At 48.4% G+C, this 23401-nt stretch carries 28 protein-coding genes; 13 read left to right on the top strand and 15 right to left on the bottom strand.

The annotated features are described in order from the left end of the window. Positions 1-6: 6 nt before the first annotated feature. Complete coding sequence (locus VSQ62_RS13520; RefSeq protein ID WP_334635403.1) at positions 7-465, bottom strand: RrF2 family transcriptional regulator; 459 nt, start codon at positions 463-465, stop codon at positions 7-9. A gap of 146 nt (positions 466-611) precedes the next feature. Here VSQ62_RS13520 and VSQ62_RS13515 point away from each other — a divergent pair, with 146 nt between their 5' ends. Both VSQ62_RS13515 and VSQ62_RS13510 read left to right on the top strand, forming a co-directional pair. Next, positions 612-1937, top strand: a complete 1326-nt coding sequence (locus tag VSQ62_RS13515; protein ID WP_334635402.1) for a polysaccharide biosynthesis protein — start codon at positions 612-614, stop codon at positions 1935-1937. A gap of 133 nt (positions 1938-2070) precedes the next feature. Continuing rightward, positions 2071-2805, top strand: coding sequence for a hypothetical protein (locus VSQ62_RS13510; RefSeq protein WP_334635401.1), 735 nt, complete (start codon positions 2071-2073; stop codon positions 2803-2805). A 24-nt stretch (positions 2806-2829) separates the two neighbouring features. Here the strand turns inward: VSQ62_RS13510 and VSQ62_RS13505 are convergent, their stop codons facing one another. The 6 genes from VSQ62_RS13505 to glyA all read right to left on the bottom strand — a co-directional run bounded on the left by VSQ62_RS13505 (position 2830) and on the right by glyA (position 8320). Next, positions 2830-3375, bottom strand: a complete 546-nt coding sequence (locus VSQ62_RS13505; protein ID WP_334635400.1) for a stage II sporulation protein M — start codon at positions 3373-3375, stop codon at positions 2830-2832. Between the two features lie 58 nt (positions 3376-3433). Further along, positions 3434-3973: an NUDIX hydrolase gene (locus VSQ62_RS13500; RefSeq protein WP_334635399.1), complete on the bottom strand. Its 540-nt coding sequence runs from the start codon at positions 3971-3973 to the stop codon at positions 3434-3436. 17 nt (positions 3974-3990) lie between these two features. Further along, positions 3991-5376: an alanine/glycine:cation symporter family protein gene (locus VSQ62_RS13495; protein ID WP_334635398.1), complete on the bottom strand. Its 1386-nt coding sequence runs from the start codon at positions 5374-5376 to the stop codon at positions 3991-3993. A gap of 97 nt (positions 5377-5473) precedes the next feature. Next, the gene (locus VSQ62_RS13490) at positions 5474-6358 is read right to left on the bottom strand and encodes a bifunctional 5,10-methylenetetrahydrofolate dehydrogenase/5,10-methenyltetrahydrofolate cyclohydrolase (protein WP_334635397.1); all 885 of its coding nucleotides are present in this window, start codon (positions 6356-6358) and stop codon (positions 5474-5476) included. Positions 6359-6410: 52 nt separating this feature from the next. Next, entirely contained in the window at positions 6411-7037 is a 627-nt protein-coding gene (locus VSQ62_RS13485; RefSeq protein ID WP_334637658.1) for a cyclodeaminase/cyclohydrolase family protein, read from the bottom strand. A gap of 41 nt (positions 7038-7078) precedes the next feature. Next, the gene (glyA, locus tag VSQ62_RS13480) at positions 7079-8320 is read right to left on the bottom strand and encodes a serine hydroxymethyltransferase (RefSeq protein WP_334637657.1); all 1242 of its coding nucleotides are present in this window, start codon (positions 8318-8320) and stop codon (positions 7079-7081) included. A 362-nt stretch (positions 8321-8682) separates the two neighbouring features. Between glyA and VSQ62_RS13475 the strand changes: the two genes are divergently transcribed. The 4 genes from VSQ62_RS13475 (at position 8683) to VSQ62_RS13460 (ending at position 10428) form a co-directional block, all read left to right on the top strand. Further along, positions 8683-8895, top strand: coding sequence for a helix-turn-helix transcriptional regulator (locus VSQ62_RS13475; RefSeq protein WP_334635396.1), 213 nt, complete (start codon positions 8683-8685; stop codon positions 8893-8895). Beyond that, positions 8892-9689 (top strand): DUF3169 family protein, encoded by a 798-nt coding sequence (locus tag VSQ62_RS13470; RefSeq protein WP_334635395.1) that lies wholly within the window; start codon positions 8892-8894, stop codon positions 9687-9689. Before VSQ62_RS13475 ends, VSQ62_RS13470 begins: the two co-directional genes overlap by 4 nt. A gap of 66 nt (positions 9690-9755) precedes the next feature. After that, the gene (locus VSQ62_RS13465) at positions 9756-9947 is read left to right on the top strand and encodes a type II toxin-antitoxin system HicA family toxin (protein WP_334635394.1); all 192 of its coding nucleotides are present in this window, start codon (positions 9756-9758) and stop codon (positions 9945-9947) included. A 43-nt stretch (positions 9948-9990) separates the two neighbouring features. Then, a complete protein-coding gene (locus VSQ62_RS13460; RefSeq protein ID WP_334635393.1) occupies positions 9991-10428 on the top strand; it encodes a type II toxin-antitoxin system HicB family antitoxin in 438 nt (145 codons plus the stop codon). Between the two features lie 31 nt (positions 10429-10459). Here VSQ62_RS13460 and VSQ62_RS13455 read toward each other — a convergent pair whose 3' ends face one another. The 3 genes from VSQ62_RS13455 to VSQ62_RS13445 form a co-directional block, all read right to left on the bottom strand. Further along, entirely contained in the window at positions 10460-11284 is an 825-nt protein-coding gene (locus VSQ62_RS13455; protein ID WP_334635392.1) for an anti-sigma-I factor RsgI family protein, read from the bottom strand. Further along, a complete protein-coding gene (locus VSQ62_RS13450; RefSeq protein ID WP_334635391.1) occupies positions 11274-11759 on the bottom strand; it encodes a sigma-70 family RNA polymerase sigma factor in 486 nt (161 codons plus the stop codon). The genes VSQ62_RS13455 and VSQ62_RS13450 overlap by 11 nt, the downstream gene beginning before the upstream one ends. A gap of 87 nt (positions 11760-11846) precedes the next feature. Next, entirely contained in the window at positions 11847-12377 is a 531-nt protein-coding gene (locus tag VSQ62_RS13445) for a hypothetical protein (protein WP_334635390.1), read from the bottom strand. A 246-nt stretch (positions 12378-12623) separates the two neighbouring features. Between VSQ62_RS13445 and VSQ62_RS13440 the strand changes: the two genes are divergently transcribed. The 4 genes from VSQ62_RS13440 to VSQ62_RS13425 are packed head-to-tail and all read left to right on the top strand — an operon-like array spanning position 12624 to position 15942. Continuing rightward, a complete protein-coding gene (locus VSQ62_RS13440) occupies positions 12624-13412 on the top strand; it encodes an ABC transporter ATP-binding protein (protein WP_334635389.1) in 789 nt (262 codons plus the stop codon). A 28-nt stretch (positions 13413-13440) separates the two neighbouring features. Further along, complete coding sequence (locus VSQ62_RS13435; RefSeq protein WP_334635388.1) at positions 13441-14244, top strand: ABC transporter permease; 804 nt, start codon at positions 13441-13443, stop codon at positions 14242-14244. Between the two features lie 3 nt (positions 14245-14247). Further along, positions 14248-15033, top strand: coding sequence for an ABC transporter permease (locus VSQ62_RS13430; protein ID WP_334635387.1), 786 nt, complete (start codon positions 14248-14250; stop codon positions 15031-15033). Between the two features lie 21 nt (positions 15034-15054). Next, positions 15055-15942, top strand: a complete 888-nt coding sequence (locus tag VSQ62_RS13425; RefSeq protein ID WP_334635386.1) for an AraC family transcriptional regulator — start codon at positions 15055-15057, stop codon at positions 15940-15942. A 4-nt stretch (positions 15943-15946) separates the two neighbouring features. Here the strand turns inward: VSQ62_RS13425 and VSQ62_RS13420 are convergent, their stop codons facing one another. The 5 genes from VSQ62_RS13420 to VSQ62_RS13400 all read right to left on the bottom strand — a co-directional run bounded on the left by VSQ62_RS13420 (position 15947) and on the right by VSQ62_RS13400 (position 20965). Then, positions 15947-16990: a DUF8462 domain-containing protein gene (locus tag VSQ62_RS13420; protein WP_334635385.1), complete on the bottom strand. Its 1044-nt coding sequence runs from the start codon at positions 16988-16990 to the stop codon at positions 15947-15949. An 88-nt stretch (positions 16991-17078) separates the two neighbouring features. Further along, the gene (locus VSQ62_RS13415; RefSeq protein ID WP_334635384.1) at positions 17079-18413 is read right to left on the bottom strand and encodes an ATP-binding protein; all 1335 of its coding nucleotides are present in this window, start codon (positions 18411-18413) and stop codon (positions 17079-17081) included. A gap of 84 nt (positions 18414-18497) precedes the next feature. Then, positions 18498-19298: an ABC transporter permease gene (locus tag VSQ62_RS13410; RefSeq protein ID WP_334635383.1), complete on the bottom strand. Its 801-nt coding sequence runs from the start codon at positions 19296-19298 to the stop codon at positions 18498-18500. A 3-nt stretch (positions 19299-19301) separates the two neighbouring features. Continuing rightward, positions 19302-20090, bottom strand: coding sequence for an ABC transporter permease (locus VSQ62_RS13405; protein WP_334635382.1), 789 nt, complete (start codon positions 20088-20090; stop codon positions 19302-19304). 26 nt (positions 20091-20116) lie between these two features. Further along, entirely contained in the window at positions 20117-20965 is an 849-nt protein-coding gene (locus VSQ62_RS13400) for an ABC transporter ATP-binding protein (protein WP_334635381.1), read from the bottom strand. Positions 20966-21173: 208 nt separating this feature from the next. Between VSQ62_RS13400 and VSQ62_RS13395 the strand changes: the two genes are divergently transcribed. The 3 genes from VSQ62_RS13395 to VSQ62_RS13385 all read left to right on the top strand — a co-directional run bounded on the left by VSQ62_RS13395 (position 21174) and on the right by VSQ62_RS13385 (position 23393). After that, on the top strand, positions 21174-21812 hold the full coding sequence (locus tag VSQ62_RS13395; RefSeq protein ID WP_334635380.1) for a hypothetical protein: 639 nt from the start codon (positions 21174-21176) through the stop codon (positions 21810-21812). A gap of 143 nt (positions 21813-21955) precedes the next feature. Beyond that, positions 21956-22864, top strand: coding sequence for a helix-turn-helix transcriptional regulator (locus VSQ62_RS13390; protein ID WP_334635379.1), 909 nt, complete (start codon positions 21956-21958; stop codon positions 22862-22864). Positions 22865-22931: 67 nt separating this feature from the next. After that, positions 22932-23393, top strand: coding sequence for a GyrI-like domain-containing protein (locus VSQ62_RS13385; RefSeq protein ID WP_334635378.1), 462 nt, complete (start codon positions 22932-22934; stop codon positions 23391-23393). The last annotated feature ends 8 nt before the right edge of the window (positions 23394-23401 follow it).

Raw genomic sequence — 23401 nt, 5'->3', positions numbered from 1 at the left:
TTGAATTTATACATTACACTTCGGATTCTCCAGTTCACCCTCCGGATTCAGCCGTCTGCTCTCCCGGACCAGTTCATCTAACATCATCCGATCCACCGTCTCGTTAATGCTGTCATTGATCTTCTGCCATACATACTTGGTCACACAGCCGTCCGAAGCCATACATCCCTCTTCGGAATAGAACGCCGCGCATTTGACCGGCTCAAGGCTCCCTTCCAGCGCACGCAGCACATCTCCCACGGAGATCTCGCATGCGCCTCTTGCCAGGATATATCCCCCCGCCGCACCGCGGATACTGCACACCAGCCCCGCCTTCTTAAGAAGCCCGACCAACTGCTCCAGATACCGCTCCGAGATATCCTGCCTTGCCGCAATACTGCTGATGGAGACCGGCTCCTTCTCACTGTATCTGGCAAGATCTATCATGGCCCGAAGGCCGTATCTTCCCTTTGTAGAAAGCTTCACTCACTCACCTTCATTCCAGTTAAACATTTTTAATTCCTAGCAAATTGCTAGGATATTTCCATATGTAGAATAGCACTGCTTTTTTGTTCTGTCAAGTCCCCTTTTGGAATATGCTGTAATAATACGATAAATCAAAGGAGCCCGCCATGTCACGAAAACGTGCAATCATCAAAGGGACTTTTATCTTAACACTGACCGGATTCGCTACCCGGTTTATGGGATTCTTCTACCGCATTTTCCTGAGCCACACCTTCGGAGAGGAAGGAGTCGGCCTGTACCAGCTTGTATTTCCTATCTACGCACTCTGCTTTTCCCTAACCTCCGCCGGCATTGAGCTTGCTCTGTCCCGCTGTGTTGCCGCCCGGATCACACAGGGAAAACGCCGGGAAGCAAGGGAGATCCTATATACAAGCCTTCTCCTGTCCGTCTCCCTCTCTGTTATCGTCACTCTTCTTTTACAGAAATACGCCGTTCCCATATCCGAAGTTTTTCTTAAGGAACCGCGGTGCGAAAACCTGCTCATCATCCTCTCCTATGCATTTCCGTTTGCATCTGTTCATAGCTGTATCTGCGGCTACTACTTCGGGCTGAAGCAGACCGGAATCCCCGCCATATCCCAGTTCATAGAGCAGACCGTACGGATCTTCAGCGTCTGCCTGCTCTATCTGTACGGAATCAACCACGGGATCCGTTTTGGCGTCGCTATCGCCGTTACAGGCCTGATCGCGGGAGAGATCGCTTCTTCCGTCTTCTGTCTCAGGGCTTTGACCGGCAAAAAAGTCTTAAAGACCCTAGCGCGGTTCCGCCTGCGCGGTTCCTTAAGGCACAGCCGCGAACTGCTTACGCTCTCCGTCCCCTTAACCGCAAGCCGGGTGCTCTTAAATGTCCTGCAGAGCATCGAGGCCGTATCCATCCCTGTAAGGCTTCAAGCCCACGGAATGCCGCTCTCGGAAGCGCTTGGTACCTACGGGGTACTGACCGGCATGGCCCTGCCCTGCATCCTTTTTCCATCCGCGATCACCAATTCCGTATCCACCATGCTTCTCCCCACGGTGGCAGAGATACAGACACTCAACAACCGCCGGGAACTGTCCAATCTGGTAGGCAAGGTCACCTACTCCTGCATCTTTCTTGGAAGCATCTGCTGTGTAAGTCTTCTTACCTTTGGAGAATGGATCGGAGCCTTTCTGTTCCACAGCTCCATGGCAGGGGATTATATCATTACCCTAGCCTGGATCTGCCCGTTCCTGTACACCAACAACACCCTGATCAGCATGATCAACGGAATCGGAAAGACAACGCTTTCCTTCAGCATTAATTCTGCAAGTCTCGGCATACGGATCGCGAGCGTCTTCCTCCTGATCCCAATCTTCGGGATCGAAGGATATCTGTGGGGGCTTCTGGCAAGCCAGATCCTGATCTTCCTGTTCTGCCTGCTGTACCTGCAATATTATCTGCGGAAATCCAGCTGAAAGATCAGCAGCCTGCTCATTCATCCGCATAATTTTGAAATGTTTGTGAACATTCGGTATTCTCTGGACAGAAACCGCCAAATCCTTTAAAATAATTTCGTATAAGAATTTGGGAGGTTCCATAAAGACATCTATGAAGACACAGGAAAAGAATAAAAACGGACTCATATATTTCCTCCTGCTGCTGATCATCATCCTCACAGCTTTCGTTGCTCTGGGGATCCGGCAGCAGAAGGAAGCGGCCGAAGCTTCCGTCCGCGCCGCGAAGCTTAACCCTAAGCAGGTACAGGACATCGCATTTGGACCGGATCATGTGGACGACCCCCTATCCTCCATCCAATGCCAGAAGGACGGCAATGCAGACGACGGGATCGTAGCGATTGTCAACCAGCAGCTCGCGTTACTGCCGCCGTATCTCCAGGATGCATTTGTAAGAGAGGGCTGGGGTATCTATGTGACGGATAAGAATATCGGACAGACCTACTACAAAGGGAAATACAACCAGGTCATGGCGACCACAAACTACGAAGAGCAGCGTATCCTGATCGAATCACGGTCAGACGCTGCTTCTCAGTCACCCATCCACGAGATTGGGCATTGGTTTGATTTCTATGTAGGCCTTCCTTCCTATACTGACACATTCAAGTCCATCTACCAGTCAGAGAGCGCTTCCTTTATCCGGACATACGGATCGGACTGCGTAAGAGACGAGATGGAATTCTTCGCCGAGGGATTCTGGCAGTATATCATCGATCCCGGCAGGCTTAAGGCCGCAAGCCCCGGGCTGTATCAGATCATCCATGCCGAATACTGCCTGTCCCGGGTATTGCGGACATGGTATGAATACGGACTTCCGTCTGCATTATAGGCCATATATAATGCAGACAATACACTAAAGCGTCTTTAAGAACAATTCCATGATGATCGGGTTCACATAACACTCCAGCAGAATACCGACGATGATAAATAACACCATACTGATCATCTTAGACGGATTCCATTTGGCTTCCGGATAGGTAAACAGATACCACAGCAGAACCATGAACCCCGCCGCATAGAATACAAAATGCGGCGTCAACGCAATCAGGCACAGGATCAGCCCCTTAAGTCCCATCTTAAGGACAGCCGAAGTCATGATCATTCCGCCGCCAAAGCCTGTCCATGCCAGGAATCCGGCCGCAATCCCTTTCCTGAGCCTGGTACATCCAAGCGCCGCCACCAATATAAGAGGTACAGCACGGACTCTCACCACATACCACAGGTATTCTGTCATATCAATCTCCGCCTGACTGTACTGATTCAGGAAAAATTCACTGAAGATACCCATACCCGCGATCGTATCCTCTGACATCAGATTCGCATAGATGATTCCGGCAAAAAACCCCAGCATACAAAAAATGATCAAGAACTTCTTGTTCTCATGTATCCTCACAAGCATTCCTCCCACTGTTACAGATACTTCATTATATGCCGGGGAAATAAATATATTCGTTATACTATCTCAGATATTTCGATTCGTAAGCCAGAATCGCCGCAATGGTCTTGGAATCCTCGATCTTCCCTGTGAAGATCATCTCTTTCAGCTCCTGGACAGAATACGCCTTCACATCCACGAATTCATCCTCATCCAGATTTTGATGGGACGGGATCAGATCCTTCGCCACGAAGATCTCCACCCGTTCATTACAGAATGCAACCGTCGTCCGAAGCGTGATAAGCCATTCCAGATTCTCGGACCGGTATCCGGTCTCCTCCTCCAGCTCCCGGCTTGCACACTCAAGTCCCGGTTCTCCCGGCGCGTCCAGCTTCCCTGCCGGAATCTCCAGAGTATCCCTCTCCAGCGCGTTCCGATACTGCTTCACCATCAGGAGACGTCCATCATCCATTACTGGTACGACAGCCGCCGCACCGTCATGATGAATGTAATCCCACACCGCATGATTGCCGTTCGCAAATTCCATATAATCCCGATACACATTGAGAATCGTCCCCTCATAGGCCAATTCCCGCTTTATACGTCTCACTTCATCACTCATACTATTCTTCCCTTTCTTTATCGCCTGACTACCGGAATCTGCGTGTCATCCTTCGCATCCAGATCCCTGATATATTTCCTTGTATCCCTGACGATCACATTCGACAGCAGCAATACAGCCACCAGATTGGGGATTGCCATCAGCGCGTTCAGCGTATCCGCAATCAGCCACACAAGATCAAGCGCTACCACCGGAGCGATCACTGCCACCGCGATATACAGGATACGGTACGGAAGCAGACCTGCCTTGCCCGAGAAATATTCCACGCACCGCTCGCCGTAATATGCCCATCCAAGAATCGTCGAATATGCAAATGTAATAATACCAAGTGTCAGTATGATCGGCCCGAGATACGGGATCTGTCCGAATGCCAATGTGGTAAGCTGCCCGCCGTTATCGATAGAATCCGCATTGATCCCCGGGTTCTTCATGATCGTCGTCACCAGCACCAGTCCTGTCATCAGACATACCACGACCGTATCCCAGAACGTTCCCGTGGAGGACACCAGCGCCTGGCGCACCGGATTCCTGGTCTGTGCCGCCGCTGCCGCGATCGGTGCAGAACCAAGACCCGACTCATTGGAGAACAGGCCCCTTGCTACTCCATACTGGATCGCCATCCGGATACCGCTTCCCACAAGACCGCCTGCCGCCGCGCCCGGTGCGAATGCAAGCTTGCAGATCACACGGAGTGCCGGGATTATGTAATCATAATTCATACACAGGATAATGATACAGCCAAGGACATAGAATACCGCCATAAACGGAACCAGTCTCTCGCAGACCCGTGCGATGGATTTGATGCCGCCAAAGATCACGATCGCCGTCAGCACGCCGATCGCGACACCGACAATGGTTCTTGGAATATGGAAGTTCGTATCACAAATCTCCGCAATGGCATTGACCTGAGTCGCACATCCGATCCCAAAGGATGCAAACGCTGCAAAGAAGGCAAATAACATTCCAAGCCACTTCATATTAAGCCCGCGCTCTAACGCGTACATGGCTCCTCCCTGCATACGGCCGTCTTCCGTCTTCACCCTGTATTTTACCGCGATGAAGGACTCCGCATACTTCGTCGCGATGCCGAACACACCGGTAAGCCAGCACCATAAGACTGCTCCCGGCCCGCCAAGTGCGATTGCCGTACCGACGCCGACGATATTACCGGTACCTATAGTCGCCGCCAGCGCCGTCGTAAGCGCTCCGAACTGTGATACTTCGCCCTCCGCATCCGGATCCTTCGCAACCGACAGCCTAATACCCTTGCTGACCGTGAATCTCTGGATGAATCCTGTACGGACCGTCATGAATACATGTGTTCCAAGCAGCAGGATGATCATCCCCCAGCCCCACACAACGCTGTTCACACTTTTTACTATTGCATTGATAGTATCATACATACTATTCCCCCTTTATGAATTCTTTATTAATTTAGAAAAACTCCAAGTATTTCCTTCCTTGGAGTTTTCTATCCGAAATTATTGCCAAATATATGCTTTATACTACCACACCTCTGCAGTGCTTGCAAGCATTCTTTGCAAAATAATCTGCGCTCCTTATCACATGCTTCGCCAGCACCGAAGAAGTGACGCTTCCCACCCCGCCCGGAACCGGACTTAAGTAAGCGGCCTTCGTCTCTGCCGCCTCGTAATCCACATCGCCGCAGAGCTTCCCGTTCTCATCCACATTGATACCCACGTCCGCCACGACCGCTCCTTCTCTAATCATCTCTCCCGAGATCATCCTTGCCTTCCCGGCTGCCGCCACCAGAATCTCGGCGTTTTGGCACTCTGCCTCAAGTTCGGCTGTCCGCGTATGGCAGATCGTAACCGTCGCATGCTCCCGAAGCAGCAGCATAGCCAACGGCCTTCCCACCACCATGCTCCTTCCTACCACGGTTACCCGCTTCCCCTCAAGTCCGATACCGTAATACCGAAGTATCTCCACAACAGCCTCCGCCGTACATGGGGCGAATCCGGTCTCATCTCCTGCGAATACCTTCGCGATATTCACAGGGCTCATGCCGTCTACATCCTTTAATGGATCAATCATCACCTTTACAGGATTCGCGTCCAGATGCCCGGGAAGCGGCTGGAATAACAGGATGCCGTGAATATTAGGGTCTGCGTTTACCCGGGAAAATGCCCGTTCAAATTCCTCCTGGCCGATATCCTCCGGCAGTTCCATTACCTTGCAGGTGATCCCCACAAGCTCCATCCGTTTCCTTGCTCCCCGTTCATAAGCCAGGTCTTCCGGACGCGCGCCCACTCTCACGATTGCAAGCGCGGGAATCACTCCTTTCTGCTTCAGCTCCTCCGCTTTCAAGATCAATTCTTCCTTCATAGCCTTCGCTACGTCTGTCCCCTGCATGATCTTACTCATTTTAACCTCTTTTCTGCCGACTGCTCCGTCCGCTTTCCGTCCAAACGGAACATTATCGGATCTGCGACATTACCGTTGAATAAATTCTGTCTTTGTATTCCTGCCCCTGCCGTATCATATCCTCTGCCTTCTTATCGATTCTCTGCGCTGTGATTTGATCCTTCATAAGCTTCGTATTGATAAATACATTCAGGGACGCTCCGTCAAGCGCGGCCTGCGCAAAGAGCACACCCACGCCGGCATCACTGATCACGATCCGGCTGCCCTTCTTACTCAAGATCTCCAGATCCCCCATTGCTTCCAGGATCCTCTCCATGATCTCAATAGGAACCATGCTCGCCTCGTACAGCGCTGCTTCCAGAACACGCTCCTTCTCTTCCCGCTGCTCTGGCGTCTCCCTGGGAAGCCCGTACGCCCTTGAGAGTGGTTCAAAGGCCTCGGCATCCTTATCGATCAGTTCTAACAACTGATCTCTCAATACTCCGAGACGAATCAGGATCTCCTTCATCTCCTCTTCCACTTCCGCATACCGCTTCTTTCCCACCGTCAGATTCGCCACCATCATTCCGAGCGCTGCCGCAAATGCTCCCGCCGCCGCACAGGCTCCGCCGCCGCCCGGAACAGGCTTTGCCGAAGACAGGCCGCCGGCAAATTCCTCTATACTGTTCTTACTCATCATGATATCCGCCGCTCCTTCCGCTTCTGAACCTTTACACCGTATCATATATACAGCGGATATCTCTCGCAGATTCGGTTGACTTCGCCGCGAATCTCCTCCGCCTTCGTATCATAATCCGTCACCGTCATCCTGATCAGCCTTGCGATCGTCTTCATATCCTCTTCCTTAAGTCCTCTTGTGGTAACCGCCGGTGTGCCGACACGGATACCGCTGGTCACGAACGGGCTTGCCGGATCGTTCGGCACCGCATTCTTGTTGACCGTGATATAGACCTCATCCAGGCGGTTCTGCAGTTCCTTGCCGGTAATCCCCATATTCCTAAGGTCAACCAGCATCAGATGATTGTCCGTGCCGCCGCTGACAAGATCGAAGCCTTCTGCTATCATCGCGTCTGCAAGCGCCCCGGCATTTTTCACAACCTGCTCCTGGTACAGCTTAAACTCCGGCTTTAACGCCTCCCCGAAACAGACGGCCTTTGCCGCTATGATATGCATCAGCGGCCCGCCCTGGGTTCCCGGGAAGATCGCCTTATCGATAGCCTTCGCATGCTCGTCCTTACACAGGATGATGCCGCCTCTTGGTCCCCTTAAGGTCTTATGGGTCGTGCTTGACACCACGTCCGCATAGGGAACCGGGCTCTGGTGAAGCCCTGCCGCGACCAGTCCGGCAATATGCGCCATATCTACGAACAAATATGCCCCAACCTCTTTTGCGATATCCGCAAATATATCAAAACGTATCTCCCTTGGGTAGGCAGACGCGCCTGCGACGATCATCTTCGGCTTACATTCCCTGGCAATCCTTCTGATCTCGTCATAATCCAGGAATCCCTCATCATTTACATTATACGGTACAAAATGATACAGAAGCCCCGACATATTAACCGGAGAGCCATGGGTGAGGTGCCCGCCGTGCGCCAGGTTCATCCCCATCACCGTATCTTTCGGCTGCAGCAATGCCTGATAGACCGCATTGTTGGCATTCGCCCCGGAATGAGGCTGTACGCACGCATGGTCGCAGCCAAACAGTTCCTTCACTCTCTTGATCGCCAGCTCTTCCAGGATATCCACATGTTCGCAGCCTCCGTAATAACGCTTCGACGGATATCCTTCCGCATATTTATTCGTCGGAACCGTACCCATCGCCAGCATTACCGCCGGGCTTACGATATTCTCCGAAGCAATCAGCTCCAGGTTCCTTCTCTGCCGGTTCAGTTCCAGATCAAGCGCGTTTCCTATTTCTTCATCATAACCTCTGATGTAATCCATCACATCCTGAATCATGTTCATTCTGTTATCCTCCTCTTTTTCGTATTCCAATCCTAAAACAACACCTCAAATCCATATTTTTCATGCAAGCATGAAACGCATGACCTTGGGACGCTTGTATCATATTATATATCCATCACTGTCATTTATGCAACGTTTTTTGCAGCTAATATGTGTACTGGTACTCCACCCGGCTAGAGCACCAGCCTATCCTCTTGACCTTCCAGATTTCATTTTGACAAAAAAAGTTGTCAAAATTTCATTCAGCTTGTTGACAACTATATTTGTCAATGCTATACTGTATTTGACAAACAAAGTTGTCAAATACAAAAATCACAAAACGGCGTCGAAATACCAAACAGACAGGAGATGATGGATTGGCACTATTGAACTATCTGAAGGAATACCGCTCCCGGATGGGAATCAACCAGACGGAGCTTGGCAAGCTTGCCGGAGTGTCCCGACAGACGATCAGCCTGATCGAAAGAGGCGATTATTCGCCGTCAGTAACCCTGGCATTGAAGCTTGCGAAGATCTGCCAGGTAACAGTAGAAGATATCTTTGAATATAAGGAGGACGAAGAATCATGACAAGAGATAACCAAGAACCAAAGAAGACGAATTCATACAAGAAAACGGGGCTCATCATGCTGGCAGCCGCATTGTTCGGCGCAGTCCTGGGATTGCTGTCGATGCTCCTGTTAGGAGGCAGGACTGATGATATCCAGACAGGAATGACAGATATCCTGTCCTTCATCCAGCGTATTATGCTGCCCGCCCTGCTGATCATCACTATAGCAACCATTATCTTAGGAGAACGCAGCATCCGAAGGCTCCGTGCTATCGGTGAGAAGATCCGTGAGACGGAGGACGAAGAATGCGACCGCTGGGAGTACGAGGAGGAGAAGACCGGGGCCTTTGGAGTTATGTCCAATATCTTGTCCCAGGTATTCTGTGTCCTGATATTATCCGCCGGATATTCCGTCAAATACATTACCGACGGCAACCATAAGAATATGCTGGCAGCCTGTCTGGTATTCCTTGGATGCTATGCCTACAACGGCTTCTACCAGACACGCTACATCAAGACAGTTCAGGCCATCCATCCCGACCAAAAGGGCGACCCGTCATCCAGGAAATTCCGCCAGCAATGGCTCGACAGCTGTGATGAAGCACAAAAGGAGCTGATCTACCAGAGTGCATATAAAACCTATTCCGCTATAAACACCTGGATCCCTATCCTGCTTGTGTTCACCATGCTCGGGCACCTGTTCTTCGATACCGGGATCATGGCGATCGTGGTGGTAGCCGTCATCTGGATCGTGGTGACCGGTTCTTACCTGCATTCCTGCGTGAATATGAAAGGGGCGAAGCTTCGGGAATAAGTTTATAATGCGCATTGACATCATGCGCATTATAAGATAATATATAAATGCAAGGAGGATCACACTATGCCAATGAAACCAAGAGAGATGGAGAAGCTAATCCTTGCGGACGGATGGATTTTTAAGAACCAGGTAGGCTCCCATAAGAATTACATACATCCGATAAAACCTGGCAAGGTCACCATACCCTTTCATAAAGGCAAAGACCTTAACAGGAAGACAGAATATTCAATAAAAAAACAGGCTGGGATATCGTAGGCTCCCATTCCTTGTTCCCGAAGTAATCTAGGAGGTGAATATTATGCTATCCATGTACCCTGCTTGCTTCTTTCATGAAGAAGGCAGCTACTCTGTTGTGTTTCCTGATTTGAATTGGCTGGCCACACAAGGAGATACTTTTGAAGAAGCAATGGAGATGGCGGTGGACTGTCTGGCTGGATATCTCCATACATGCCAGATGGACGGAGATCCCATTCCTACCCCTTCCAGCTTATCTGATATTGATCCCATAGCAGTTGCTAAAGAGATCGATCCGGATACCCCCATGTGTGAAGCATTTGTCAATATAGTTTCCGTTGATGTTGACACATACGCGAAACAACATTTTGAAAAGGCCGTCAGAAAAACTCTTACCATTCCAGCCTGGCTTAATACTGCCGCTTTAGAAATGAACATCAATTTTTCACAGGTTTTGCAAGAAGCTCTGCTTGCAAAAGTAAAAGCCAGACAATCAAATTAGAGGCCTCGAAAGAGGCCTCTGTTATGTTATCTTATTCATGTCCCCCATTCCGGTGATGGTGTCTCCTCTGATGAGACGGCATTCCCCCGCCGTTCCCGTCACAGGAATCCAGATTACATCCGCCCGTATTCTCATCATACCCAGATTCATTGTCCGTATTCCCGGCATCTTCTTCATCATCCGTCTGCTCATACTCGCTGATCCTTGCATTGATCTCGGCCATGCTCATTTCCCTGCAGTCATCTACAGTCACAGAACTGTCATACTGGGATAACTGGAGATACGCATAATATTTGCCGACCGACAGGTCACTGTGATGCGCCTGAGACGCCATGTCAAGATCCACGCTGACATTCTGACAATGATGCCTCATATGCCCCGAACAGCGCCTTACTCCCTGCTCCAATTCCTGCCCACGCGTCTGATCCGCAGCCACCGCAAGGACCGGTTCCTCACCGTCCGCCAGATACGCGCGCATACCCTCACACTCTATCACCGCATGCAGCGCATCCGTATACCTTTTCCATTTCAGAGACAATTCATCTAAGATCGCCTCTCCTTCCGCATTATACGCTTTGGCCGACACAACTCGGTCAAAACGGTTCAGCCCCAGCTCAATGGACGGATTGACATCGATACTTACATAAGAAACCGGCATCCGCACCCAGGAATACCCTGCCGCGCCTGCTGCGAGAATCAATACCGCACAGATCATTGAGACCGCATACCGCATCGCCGGACGGCGCCGCGGATATCTGTTGCCAGTCCGTTTGTCATACAAGAACTGCTTTGTCGATTCCTTAAGACTTGCATCTGCCCTGATATGATCAAATGCATCCTGTATTCTATTGGTCAAATCCATCACCTCCCAGCTTATCTCTTAACATCATCCGCCCCCTGGAAAGCAGAGAATATACCGTATTCTCCTTTTTCCCGATTATGTTCCCAATCTCAGCCGCCGAGTATCCCTCATAATAATGCAGGTATATTGCGTCCTTATATTTCACCGGAAGAGACAGCACCGCCTCTAAAACCTCGTGGTCATCCCCGCTCTCCTTTGCCTCCGTCTCACTAAGCAGCTCCAGCGGAACCACATTGCGTCTGAAGAAATTCTTCAGATAATCTTTGCAGGCGTTGATGGATACGCGGAGCAGCCATGCCTTTTCATGTTCGCTGTCGTAAAAGGATTCATTAGACAGCATGTATTTTAAGAAAACATTCTGGAACACGTCTTCCGTATCCGATTGATTCTTCAGATGATAGAAGCAGACCCGCCGGATCATATCGGCATACGTCTCCACGGCATGGTTGATCTCTGCCTCACTCCGCATGACGCATCACCTCCTCATTTCTATAGAACGGCAAACAAGGCAGCGGCCATCACTGCCGCTGCCCCTTCCTTCACTCTGTACCATTGACTAACGGCGGCATCCGTGTCCGCCCCCATGATGGCCTCCGCCATAGCCTCCGCCATAGCCCTGACCGTTATAGCCTCCGCCGCAGTAACCCTGGTTCCCATAATTGCCCGTATCATTGTAGACCGGCTCATTGTATACTGGTTCCGTATATACCGGTTCTGTGTATACCGGCTCCGTATAATTATTCGCCGCACCAGAGCCTCCGCCGTAACCAGCACCAGAACCCGCGCCGTTGCCCTGACCTGTGTAATTATCACATACGCCGTTCTGGTCTTCATCTACATAATTGCCGCAAGATCCAACCCAGTTGCCGTCTATGAAATTACAGTTCCCGAAATCACACCTGTCCGCCAAGCAGATCCCCGATGCCGGGCGCATATAATTCCTCGATACATCCACATATGGGCATGCCCTGAAATTGTGCAGCGGCATCCTACCCATGTACCCAGTCGAGAAATCTGACGCGAACACTGTCGTTCCCATTACCAACGATAATACTCCTGCTACTCCTAATATGGCCTTTTTCTTCATTTGCTTTATAACCCTCCTGGCAATTGCTTATTACTTTGTTCTACTTATAATACGATTGTCTTACGCAAATCCTTGCATGATCTGTAAATTATTTTCTAAATTTTCCATAACTATTCTACAATGCCTCCGACTAAAAAAGCAAGGCAAATTATATACTTTACCAGACAGCGCCTGTGTGATATAATCAGAATGCAACCAAACCGACTTGGCAAGATATGCGAATATAACTACCAGGAGGAAGCAAGAATGATTACGATGGAACATGTATGCAAATCGTACAAGATTGCAAAAAGAAACGCCGGCTTCGGCGAAGCTTTGAAAGCTCTTTTCCACCGGGAATATGAAGTGATCCGTGCACTGGATAATGTGACCTTTACCATCGGCGACGGCGAGATGGTCGGCTACATCGGACCCAACGGAGCCGGTAAGAGCTCTACTATCAAGATTCTAAGCGGAATATTAACCCCCGATCACGGAACAGTCCTTGTAGACGGCAGAGTTCCGTATAAGGACCGGATCAGGCACGTACAGGAGATCGGCGTCGTGTTTGGTCAGCGTTCCCAACTGTGGTGGGATGTTCCGGTCATAGATTCCTTTGAATTATTAAAGGACATCTATTCTATTACTGAACCCCTGTACAGACAGAGCCTTGAAGAATTAACCGAATTACTGAATCTGACGGAGTTACTGCGCTCTCCTGCAAGACAGCTTTCCCTTGGTCAACGGATGCGCTGTGAGATCGCTGCTTCTCTTCTGCACCGCCCGCGGATCCTGTTCCTTGACGAACCCACGATCGGACTGGACGCCGTGTCGAAGCTTGCCGTCCGCGACTTCATATTAAAGCAGAATCAGACCCACGGCACCACCGTGATACTCACTACCCACGACATGCAGGACATCGAAGCACTGGCAAGCCGTATCATCCTGATCGGAAAGGGACGGATCCTTATGGACGGTACACTTAATGATATCAAAAGAGGCGGTGAGAATATTGACGAGACGGTAGCCGAGCTGTACCGTACATACGATATCTGATATATTGGTATCATAGAGGACTACGAACATGAAAAAATATTTATCTTTCTTTCGATTGAGATTCACCATGGGCCTGCAATACAGAGCGGCCGCCCTTGGCGGAATCACAACCCAGTTTGCGTGGGGATTCATGGAGATCATGATATTCGCCGCCTTCTACCGGGCGGACGCAGGCGCCTTCCCCATGAGCTTTTCCGCTACTGCATCATACTTGTGGCTGCAGCAGGCATTTCTCGCCCTGTTCGCGGTATGGATGATGGAGAATGAGATCTTTGATGCCATCGTAAACGGAGATATCGCCTACGAGATGTGCCGGCCGGTCAGCGTCTACCGCATGTGGTTTGCAAGAAGTATCGCAACACGTCTGTCAAGAGCCGTATTAAGGAGCTTTCCCATCCTGATCGTGGCCGCCTTCCTGCCGCACCCTTACGGTCTTGCGGCGCCGGCAAGCCTTAAGCACTTTATCCTGTTTCTGATCACACTGGTTCTCGGACTGCTGATGACCGTATCGCTCTGTATGCTGGTCTATATCCTGGCATTTTTTACCATATCACCTGCAGGACTCCGGCTGATATTCGATTCCGCTTCAGATTTCTTTGCAGGGGCATTGATCCCGCTGCCGTTCTTTCCGGAGAAAATGCAGCGGATCATGGAACTTCTGCCGTTCGCATCCATGCAGAATGTTCCTCTTAGAATCTACGGAGGAAGCATGAGCAGCTATGAGATGAAAAGGGCTGTATTCCTGCAGGTATTCTGGCTTACAGCTATCACATTTGCCGGGAACGCACTCTGCCGTCTGGCACAGAAGCGGGTTACCGTTCAAGGAGGTTAATATATGAGATCCATCCGCCTTTATCTTCATTATGTGTCCATCAATATCCGGTGTGTAATGCAGTACAAGACTTCCTTTTTCCTGACTGCCGCAGGGCAGTTCCTGGTCTCTTTCACCGCATTTCTGGGCGTGTTCTTCATGTTCCAGAGATTCTCCAAGGTGGAAGGCTTCACCTACAGCGAAGTGCTTCTGTGCTTCTCCGTCATGTTGATGGAATTCTCCCTTGCGGAAATGTTCGCCAGAGGGTTCGATCAATTCTCCGGTATGGTAAGAAGCGGAGAATTCGACAGAGTTCTGGTGCGCCCTCAGAATGAGATCATCCAGGTATTGGGGAGCAAATTCGAACTCACCCGGTTCGGCAGAATGCTGCAGGCTGTTGTGATGTTCATATACGGAATTATTCAGAGTGACATTGCCTGGAGCTTTTCCAAAGCGCTTACCGTAATCTTTATGCTGATCGGAGGCACGGCTGTCTTTACCGCACTGTTCCTGATCTATGCCGCATTCTGCTTCTTCACATTAGAGAGCCTGGAATTCATGAATATATTCACGGACGGCGCCAGAGAATTCGGCAAGTATCCCGTTGGCGTATATGGGGAGAAGATGCTTCTGTTCGCCACATTCATCGTACCTTATGCGTTGATACAGTATTATCCCCTGCTCTATATACTGGGGCGGAGGAAGGAACTGATCTTCATGTTCCTTCCCCTTCTGGCATGCTGGTTCCTGATTCCGGCTATACTATTCTGGAAGTTCGGCGTGCGGCACTACAAATCAAGCGGATCCTAATCATTCAGAAAGGAGACAGCCATGATCGGCAACAGAGACATTTTCCTGGATAGAACAGACGTGAGCAGATTCTCACTTCAATTGAACCACTGCGGAATACAGGAGTGCGCACCCGGCTATTCTTATCATATCGACTCGCGTCCCTATCATCTGATCCATTTCATATTGGGCGGAAATGGTTTCTTCGAGACAGGACATAAGCTCTCCAACCTGCATGCAGGACAGGCATTCTATATCCCGGCAGGCGTATCCGCCAGATACTACGCCTCCCTGACGGATCCATGGACATACGGATGGGTCGGATTCTATACCAATACCGCCAATCCCTTTCTCTCCCTTTTATTCGGCGATGAGAACGTAATTGAATTCAAGATGCCTCTCAATGAGGTCGAGCAGAATCTCTTATCCATTATCTCCGTAACAGACAGGAGGGTCGCCGGCTACTCCCAATATGACAAAGACGTCTTCCCGGGCGAACAATTCACCGCGATTCTCGGACTCTCTGATTCCCTGAAAGCAAACAGCCGGATGCTGAACTTCTTCTCTGATCTGTTGAGATCCCAGATTCCGGAGGATACGATCAACCCTAAGAAGAATTCCCCGGCACTCCTGGCAAAAGCATTCATGGATACCCATTACACCGAACCGATCAAGATGCAGGATGTTGCCGCATCCTTGAATATTCATCCCAATTACCTGTGCGCCGTATTCAAGAAAACATACGGACAGACGCCCAGTGATTATCTGCGCTCTATCCGTATGTCTCAGGCTTCTATGCTGTTGGATCTGACGGATTATTCTGTATCCATGATCGCCGGATCACTGGGATATGCCAATCCATTTCAGTTCTCGGCCGCTTTTAAGTCCTATTATGGGATGCCGCCTTCTGCTTACAGGAAGAAGATGTAAGCATCTATATCTGCTGCAGCTTTACGAATTCTGCAAATCGCGGCAGCAACAGACGGATCTTCCCATATTCCCGGGTATCTATTACCCCCTTTCTCTTCAGCCGCTCACGGTATACCGCGAACAATTCTGACTTCATCTGCAATCGTTCTCTGATACAGAGTACCCTGCTCTCCTGATTTACCGAAATCTCAAGAAGCACCTTCTTATCCAGTTCAGAGAGTTCCGACCATATTTTCCCATAAACATATTCTTCCAGGTATTGGTCATATTCCGGCAGTATATCATCAATGTCTTTTTCACGGTTTTCCCAATAAAGATACCCTAATACCTGAAATGCAAAAGGATACCCCTTTGTCAAAACTGTCATCTTCTCTGCCGTCTCCATATCCAGACCGAATATATCCATGTAATGCTTTCGTACAGCCGTGTAATTCAAAGGCTCCAGCATAAGCTTGGGAGCCCGGTATAAGAATGTGAGAGACTTATCATTCTGCAGATCATATAGATTCTCATACAACCCTGTCATCAGCAGATATATGGGATAATCACGCCTAATGAAAATCTGGAAAGAACTTGCAAAAATCCTTATATTCTCTGAGTTAGCTGCTTCATCAATGGTGATCAGCAATCGTTTCCCATCCTGTTGGATCTGCTCCAGCATCCGTTCGATGACACTCTCTATATCTGTAACCGGAACAGCATCTTCAATGGACACTCCAAGCCCAAACGCCGAAAAATCCAATCTGGCCTTTAAAAATCTCGCATGCATCTCGGGAATGCCGTATATCTTTGCTGCCAGACTTTGCAGCAAATCCCGCATAGGATTAAGTTCAACCACTATCCAGCTTTCATCTGCCCGTATTTCATCTGCTATATTCGTCATCATAACGGTCTTTCCAGATCCCCTGACGCCTGTGATCATAAAGATCTGATTAGAAGGAATCTCCGCATTAAAACTCTCTATAATCTGATTCGTCTGCATGATACGGGAAATGTACTGTAATGGCTTTTTCCCAAATGACAATGTAAAAGGATTATTCACCGGCATCACCTCTTATATAACTCTATATAACCCTATATAACTTTTCATTTATTATATAACTTTATATAACTTTTTTCAACCGCATTCAATCGAATTACCTTTGTTTCAAATACCGCTTCAACAAAAAAGCGCAGAAATACGGGAAAGAATAGATCTTATCGCTATACCCTATATTTCCCGATGTAAATTTTATCCCACAAGAGATATCTGGATATTTCTCGCTCTCGATCAGCGTGCGGAGTGATTTTGACCTTCCGTTCGTTGATTTCACTTCAACCGGAATCAACCCGGACATTGTCCGTACAAAAAAATCTTCTTCCAAAGTGGAATCTTCGCGTTTATAATAATAAAGTTCATACCCGCTTTTGACAAGCGCTTCACCGACCACATTTTCATAAAGAGCGCCTTTATAAACCCCCATATTCTTATTCGCCCGCAGATCATCCTGTGATTCGTCGTCCAACATAGAGACTAGCAGACCACTGTCTGCAAAATACAGCTTATATTTCATTTCGTCATAATTCCCTCTCAGCGGTAATTCCGGGAAATGAAGGCAATAACAGAGATTGATAATTCCTGAATCATGCAGCCACTCGATACATCCTCTGTAATCCTTGAATCTCGCTTCCTTTGCAACCTTCGATATCTGGAACTTCTTGTTCTCTCTCGCAAGCTGAACCGGAATCTGGTTAAACACATTCAATATCCGTGTCTGATCCATTCCCTCCGCGTATTTGCGGATATCCTCCTTGTAATCTTCAATAAGCTGCCGCTGCGTAACCAGTGATCCCTCGAACGTATTCTTCAAAATGTAATCTCTCACGACTGCCGGCATTCCCCCCAATATACAGTAATCAAGAAACGCCCCGCTGCAAACCGACATCATTAGCTCACTTAAGGCTTTTTGCTCAGTCATATATTCTAAAAGTTCATCTATAAAAGAATCCTTATACCCCTTTGCCCATAAGAACTCTTCAAAATCCATCGAATACATCTGATAGTCCGTCTTGTAACCAACACTGTTACTTTCAATTCTTTTGTATTGTATCCCAAGCATAGAACCGCTGCATATCACATCAAATCTTCCGTCAATACTAAAAAACTTAAGCGACGTGACGATCTCAGGAAATTCTTGCAGCTCATCAAAAAAAATCAATGTATTTCCCTCTGCGAATTCCTTTGACGGATCTATCCTGGATATATTCTTGATAATATCTTCTGCTTTGAATCCATCTTCAATGATCATCTTGTACTTCGGCTCTTCAACAAAATTAATCTCAATAAGATGTTCATAACTCCTTTCCCCAAAATGCCTGATGGATTCCGTCTTCCCTACCTGGCGCGCCCCTTTCAGTATCAACGGCTTCCTGGACTCATCTGCTTTCCATTCTTCCAGAAAATAATCTACCTTTCTTCGTAAATATGCCATTCCCCCACCTCATTTCTATCTTCTCTCTATTATAGTATATGCATTTGATAATAAAGACAAGTAGAAATGCAAAAATCCCACAGCTTAATAGCTGCTGCTCTCATAATTCGCAAGCCCGCGTTTCAGCACCATGCAGGACACTGCAAGCATAAGCACGCAGAAGAACGAGATCCCAAGCGCCCCCGCCCTGGTTCCTTCTTTGCCCAACAGATAACCGACCGGATAGAAGCTGACGAACGCATAGGGAATCAGATATCCGAAGATTCCCTGGAAAATGGGCGGATAGATCACCATCGGATACTTCGCCATCTCTCCCAATGAGATCACGAAATAATTCAGGCTGTTCTTCTTCCCTTCCATCCAGAAGGATATACAGCTCGCAATCCAGATCATGCACACTCTTATCACACACGCCTCCGCCAGGAAGATACAGAATACTGTAGCCTTAAGCACATTCCACTCCATCCCGCATCGCCCAAATCCAACCGCCATTACCGCTATGGCAATGATCATCTTATTCAGTCCGTCAAAATCAATCTTCGCCGTCAGAAGTTGCAGCCCTACCGGCACCGGCCTTACCAGGAACCGGTCTAGTTCTGCCATATGTATCATATTCGTGATCTTCCACGCCCCCTGGAAGAAGAAATTAATAAACCCTTCCGAGAACAGCAGGAATCCGTAGAGAAGAAAGATCTCCCACATCGTCCATCCACCTACCTGCGGGATATTACTGTATATGATACAGATCAGCCCCAGATTACACCCCTGGGAAAACAGCGTAAAGAAGACCATCATCAGAAAGTCTGTCCGATACTGCGCCAGAGACTTGATATTCTGTACCTGAAACATAATATATAATTGTATATAAGCTCCGAACTTTTTCATCACCTAACCTCCATACATAGAGATCACACCAAATGCTTTCTTCCCGAATAAGGTTCCCAGAAGACCTAATACAGCAATCCACACAATCTGCAGAAGTATACTCATCATACTCTCTCCGGCCGAGAACGTCCCGATAAAAATGCAGCAAGGCGTATAGATGATCCCCTGGAAAGGCAAAACATTCACAACGTCTCTTAAGACGCCCGGAAACATCGCCAACGGAATCAACGCTCCCGAGAAGAAATTGGTAAGGATCTCCCTTGCCTTCGTCACTCCATAAGAATTATCCGTATAAAAGCACAGCAGCGAGAAGAGATACTGGATACAGAATTTCACCCCCATGCCAAGAAAAAGCGAGATCAGAAAAAGCGCCGTCCGCATCCCGCTCAGATATTGCAGGCCATTCACCGCCAGATAGACACTCCCGATCAGCACAAAAGTCGCCGCAAATTCCAGTCCCGCCGTTCCAAGCATCCGAAAGAAAAGCATTCCCCGATAAGACAAGGGCTTCAAGAGGTCTAATATAATATCACCCTTCACGATACGCTCCGCTATGCTCATCTCAAACCCCATAGAGAAGACGCTGTTGCACAGAAACGCGACGAATACATACTGCTTCATAATCTCCCATGTATAGCCATTTACTACATCCTGATATGTGAAAATACTTTTCCAGACATAGTACAATACCACCGCCTGGATGAAATTCGCCAGCATACCGGTGATAAATGTGCTCCGGTATGCACATCCCTCCAAAAATCCGCACCTTATGTAAGCCAAATATTTCTTCATATATTCATCTCCATCCCATTCCCTTATCAATTACAGACAGTTTCCTCTGAATAATCAGATACATGGCCAACGTTCTCTGTATCATGCCCAAACAGCCGAATGATGATCTCTTCCAAAGTCACACCGCCGCCGTATCGAAGAAGCAATTGGTCAATCGGATCATCAAACAGGATCTTCCCCTTCTCCAGTATGATCAACCTCTGGCAAATAGATTCCAGATCCTTCATATCATGGCTGGTGAGCAGAATCGTAGTCTTCTTCTCTCTATTCGTCTCTCTCAAGAATTCATAGATCTTCTGCTTCGCCGCCACATCCACTCCGATCGTAGGCTCATCCAGGAACAATATGGGAGGCTCATGCAGAAGCGAAGCCGCCAGATCCGCCCTCACCCGCTGTCCCAGAGATAATTTCCTTGCCGGCTGTGACAGGAACTCATGAAGCCCCAGGATCTCGCCGAACTTCTCCATGTTCCGGGTATAATGCTCCTCTGGTATACCGTAGATATTCTTGAGAAGGCGGAAGGACTCGATGACCGGAATATCCCACCAGAGCTGTGACTTCTGACCAAACACAACGCCGATTCTCCTGGCATTCTCGATCCGGTTTAAGAAGGGATCCTTCCCCATGATCCTGACCGTTCCGTCACTTGGCTTCATGATCCCGGTCAGCATCTTAATGGTCGTCGATTTCCCCGCGCCGTTTAGCCCCAGGAATGCCACGCTCTCCCCCTCGTTGATCCGAAAGGAAATCCCTTTCACAGCTTCCAAGGTCTCATATTGGGGCATGATCAGATGCTTTAGACTGCCCATCATCCCTGTACTCTTCTTTGCGATCCTGTATCCCTTCTTCAGATTCCGAACCTCTATCATCTCCATATGCGCCCACCTTTCCTATCGCAGAGTCTCTCATTAAAATGAGAATATCACATAGAAACTCAATAAAACATATCAATTTCAAATATTTTTCTCAGCAAAATTAATATCGGCAAAATTAATATCAACAAATTCAATAGACAGTCTTCCTAAAGCGTGATATAATACAAACTGTCAAAACAATCCGTATAATCGTGAAAGAGGTGATAATATGGCATTAACAAATGATGATCTGCAAGCAATTGCTAATTTATTCAAACCTATTCAAGACGATATACAGATGATAAAAGAAGAGATTCATACTCTGAAAAAAGATACTACAGAACTCAAGGGTGACATCCAGAATCTTAAACAAGATGTTCAGATTCTCAAGCAAGAGACTCAGGAACTCAAACAGGATGTTCAGATTCTCAAGCAAGAGACTCAGGAGCTCAAACAGGATGTTCAGATTCTCAAGCAAGAGACTCAGGAACTCAAACAGGATGTTCAGATTCTCAAGCAAGAGACTCAAGAACTCAAACAGGATGTTCAGATTCTCAAGCAAGAGACTCAAGAACTCAAACAGGATGTTCAATTTCTCAAGCAAGAGACTCAGGAACTCAAACAGGATGTTCAATTTCTCAAGCAGAATGTTCAAGATCTTAAGAATCGGGTAACAAGCATTGAAATCACTTTAGAAAATGAGACGAACCGTGGTATTAAGGTCATTGCCGAAGGACACCTTAACTTGGACCGCAAGTTAAGCGAGGCTTTAAAAGTTGAGAATGAAAAGGAACTTCTACTCCTCAGGGTCAGCCATCTCGAGAATGAGATGCGCAAAGTCAAGGACCGGCTCAATCAGATTGCATAATTACATAAGAAAATCGCTGTATACTCCACGAATTCGAGAATTCTACAGCGATTTTTGTTTTATAGTAATTTCCAAAACTATCGTAGCCAATTCCCCGCTGATCTGATACAATAACAATATCTTAACCAGAGAGGTGATTCCATATGAAGCTTGACCGAATGATCGGCATACTGTCCATTCTGTTGCAGAAAGAGAAGGTAACAGCCCCCTACCTTGCGGAGAAGTTCGAAGTCTCCCGCCGCACCATCAACCGGGATATCGAAGCCCTGTGCATGGCAGGAATCCCGCTGGTGACAGAACCTGGACAGAACGGCGGAGTCTCTATCATGGAAGGATATAAGATCGACCGTACCCTGCTTACCACTTCGGATATGCAGGCGATCCTGTCCGGGCTTCGAAGCCTGGACAGTGTAAGCGGATCCAGCCAATACTCGCAATTGATGGAGAAGCTGTCCGCAGGTTCCTCCAATCTCCTTGCGGGGGATACCCATATCCTGATCGACCTCTCCTCCTGGTACAAGGAATCCCTCTCCCCCAAGATCGAATTACTGCACAGTGCTATCCTCTCCGGACGGAAGGTGTCTTTTCTCTATTTTGCGCCGAAGGGCGAATCTGCACGGACGATCGAACCCTATGACCTGATCTTCCAGTGGGCAGGCTGGTATGTCTGGGGCTGGTGCGAATCCAGAGAAGACTTCCGGCTGTTCAAGCTCAGGCGAATGACCGATCTTATCATGGGCGATCCCTTTGAAAAGCGTCCTGTCCCGCCACTTGATTTCTCCCCGGAACATATATTCCCCTATGCCTATCAGGTAACGGCTATTATACAGCCCGAATATAAATGGCGGCTGATCGAAGAATTCGGACCCGAGAGCTTCACCGTCCGGCCGGACGGCACGCTGCTCTTTCGCTTTGGCTTCACGGATAAGACCAGTATCATCGGCTGGATCGTTTCTTTCGGCGGCAGTGCGAATCTCTTAGAGCCCGCCGAACTTCGCCAGGAGATTCTTGCATTCGCAGAAGGAATCTGCAAAAATTATCTGCAAACATGACATACAGTTGTCCTGTTTCATCTGATAGAATAAGCCCATCATTTAACCAGAAAGGATGGTCTAAACTATGAAGTATGAAATCGTAACACTAGAAGAGAAAATCGCAGTGGGGATATCTGCACGCACGAACAACCTGTCTCCCGATATGGGCGCCGTGATCGGCGGGCTTTGGAACCGTTTTTATAATGAAGGCATCTACGCCTCCATTCCGAAGAAGACGAACGAGAAGGCTCTCGGAATCTATACGGATTTTACTGCGGATGAGAAAGCCGACTATACCACGGTCGTTGCATGTGAGACATCAGAGGAACCGCCGCAGGAGATGCGCGGACAATATACCGTCTGCCGGATCCCGGCCGGACGGTACGCCAGATTCATAGTGCACGGAGATATGGTCCAGGCGGTTGCAGCGGCATGGCAGGAGATCTGGCAGATGGATCTTCCAAGGACTTTCCGGTGTGATTTTGAAGAATATCAAAATGACTGTATGGATCAGGCGGAGATCCATATCTATGTGGGACTAAAATAATACGGGAA

It is taken from the genome of Sporofaciens sp. JLR.KK001 (genome assembly GCF_036941055.1).
Taxonomy (GTDB): Bacteria; Bacillota; Clostridia; order Lachnospirales; family Lachnospiraceae; genus Sporofaciens.
Note: the sequence above shows the minus strand (reverse complement) of the source record. Positions and strands in the feature narration are given on the sequence as shown.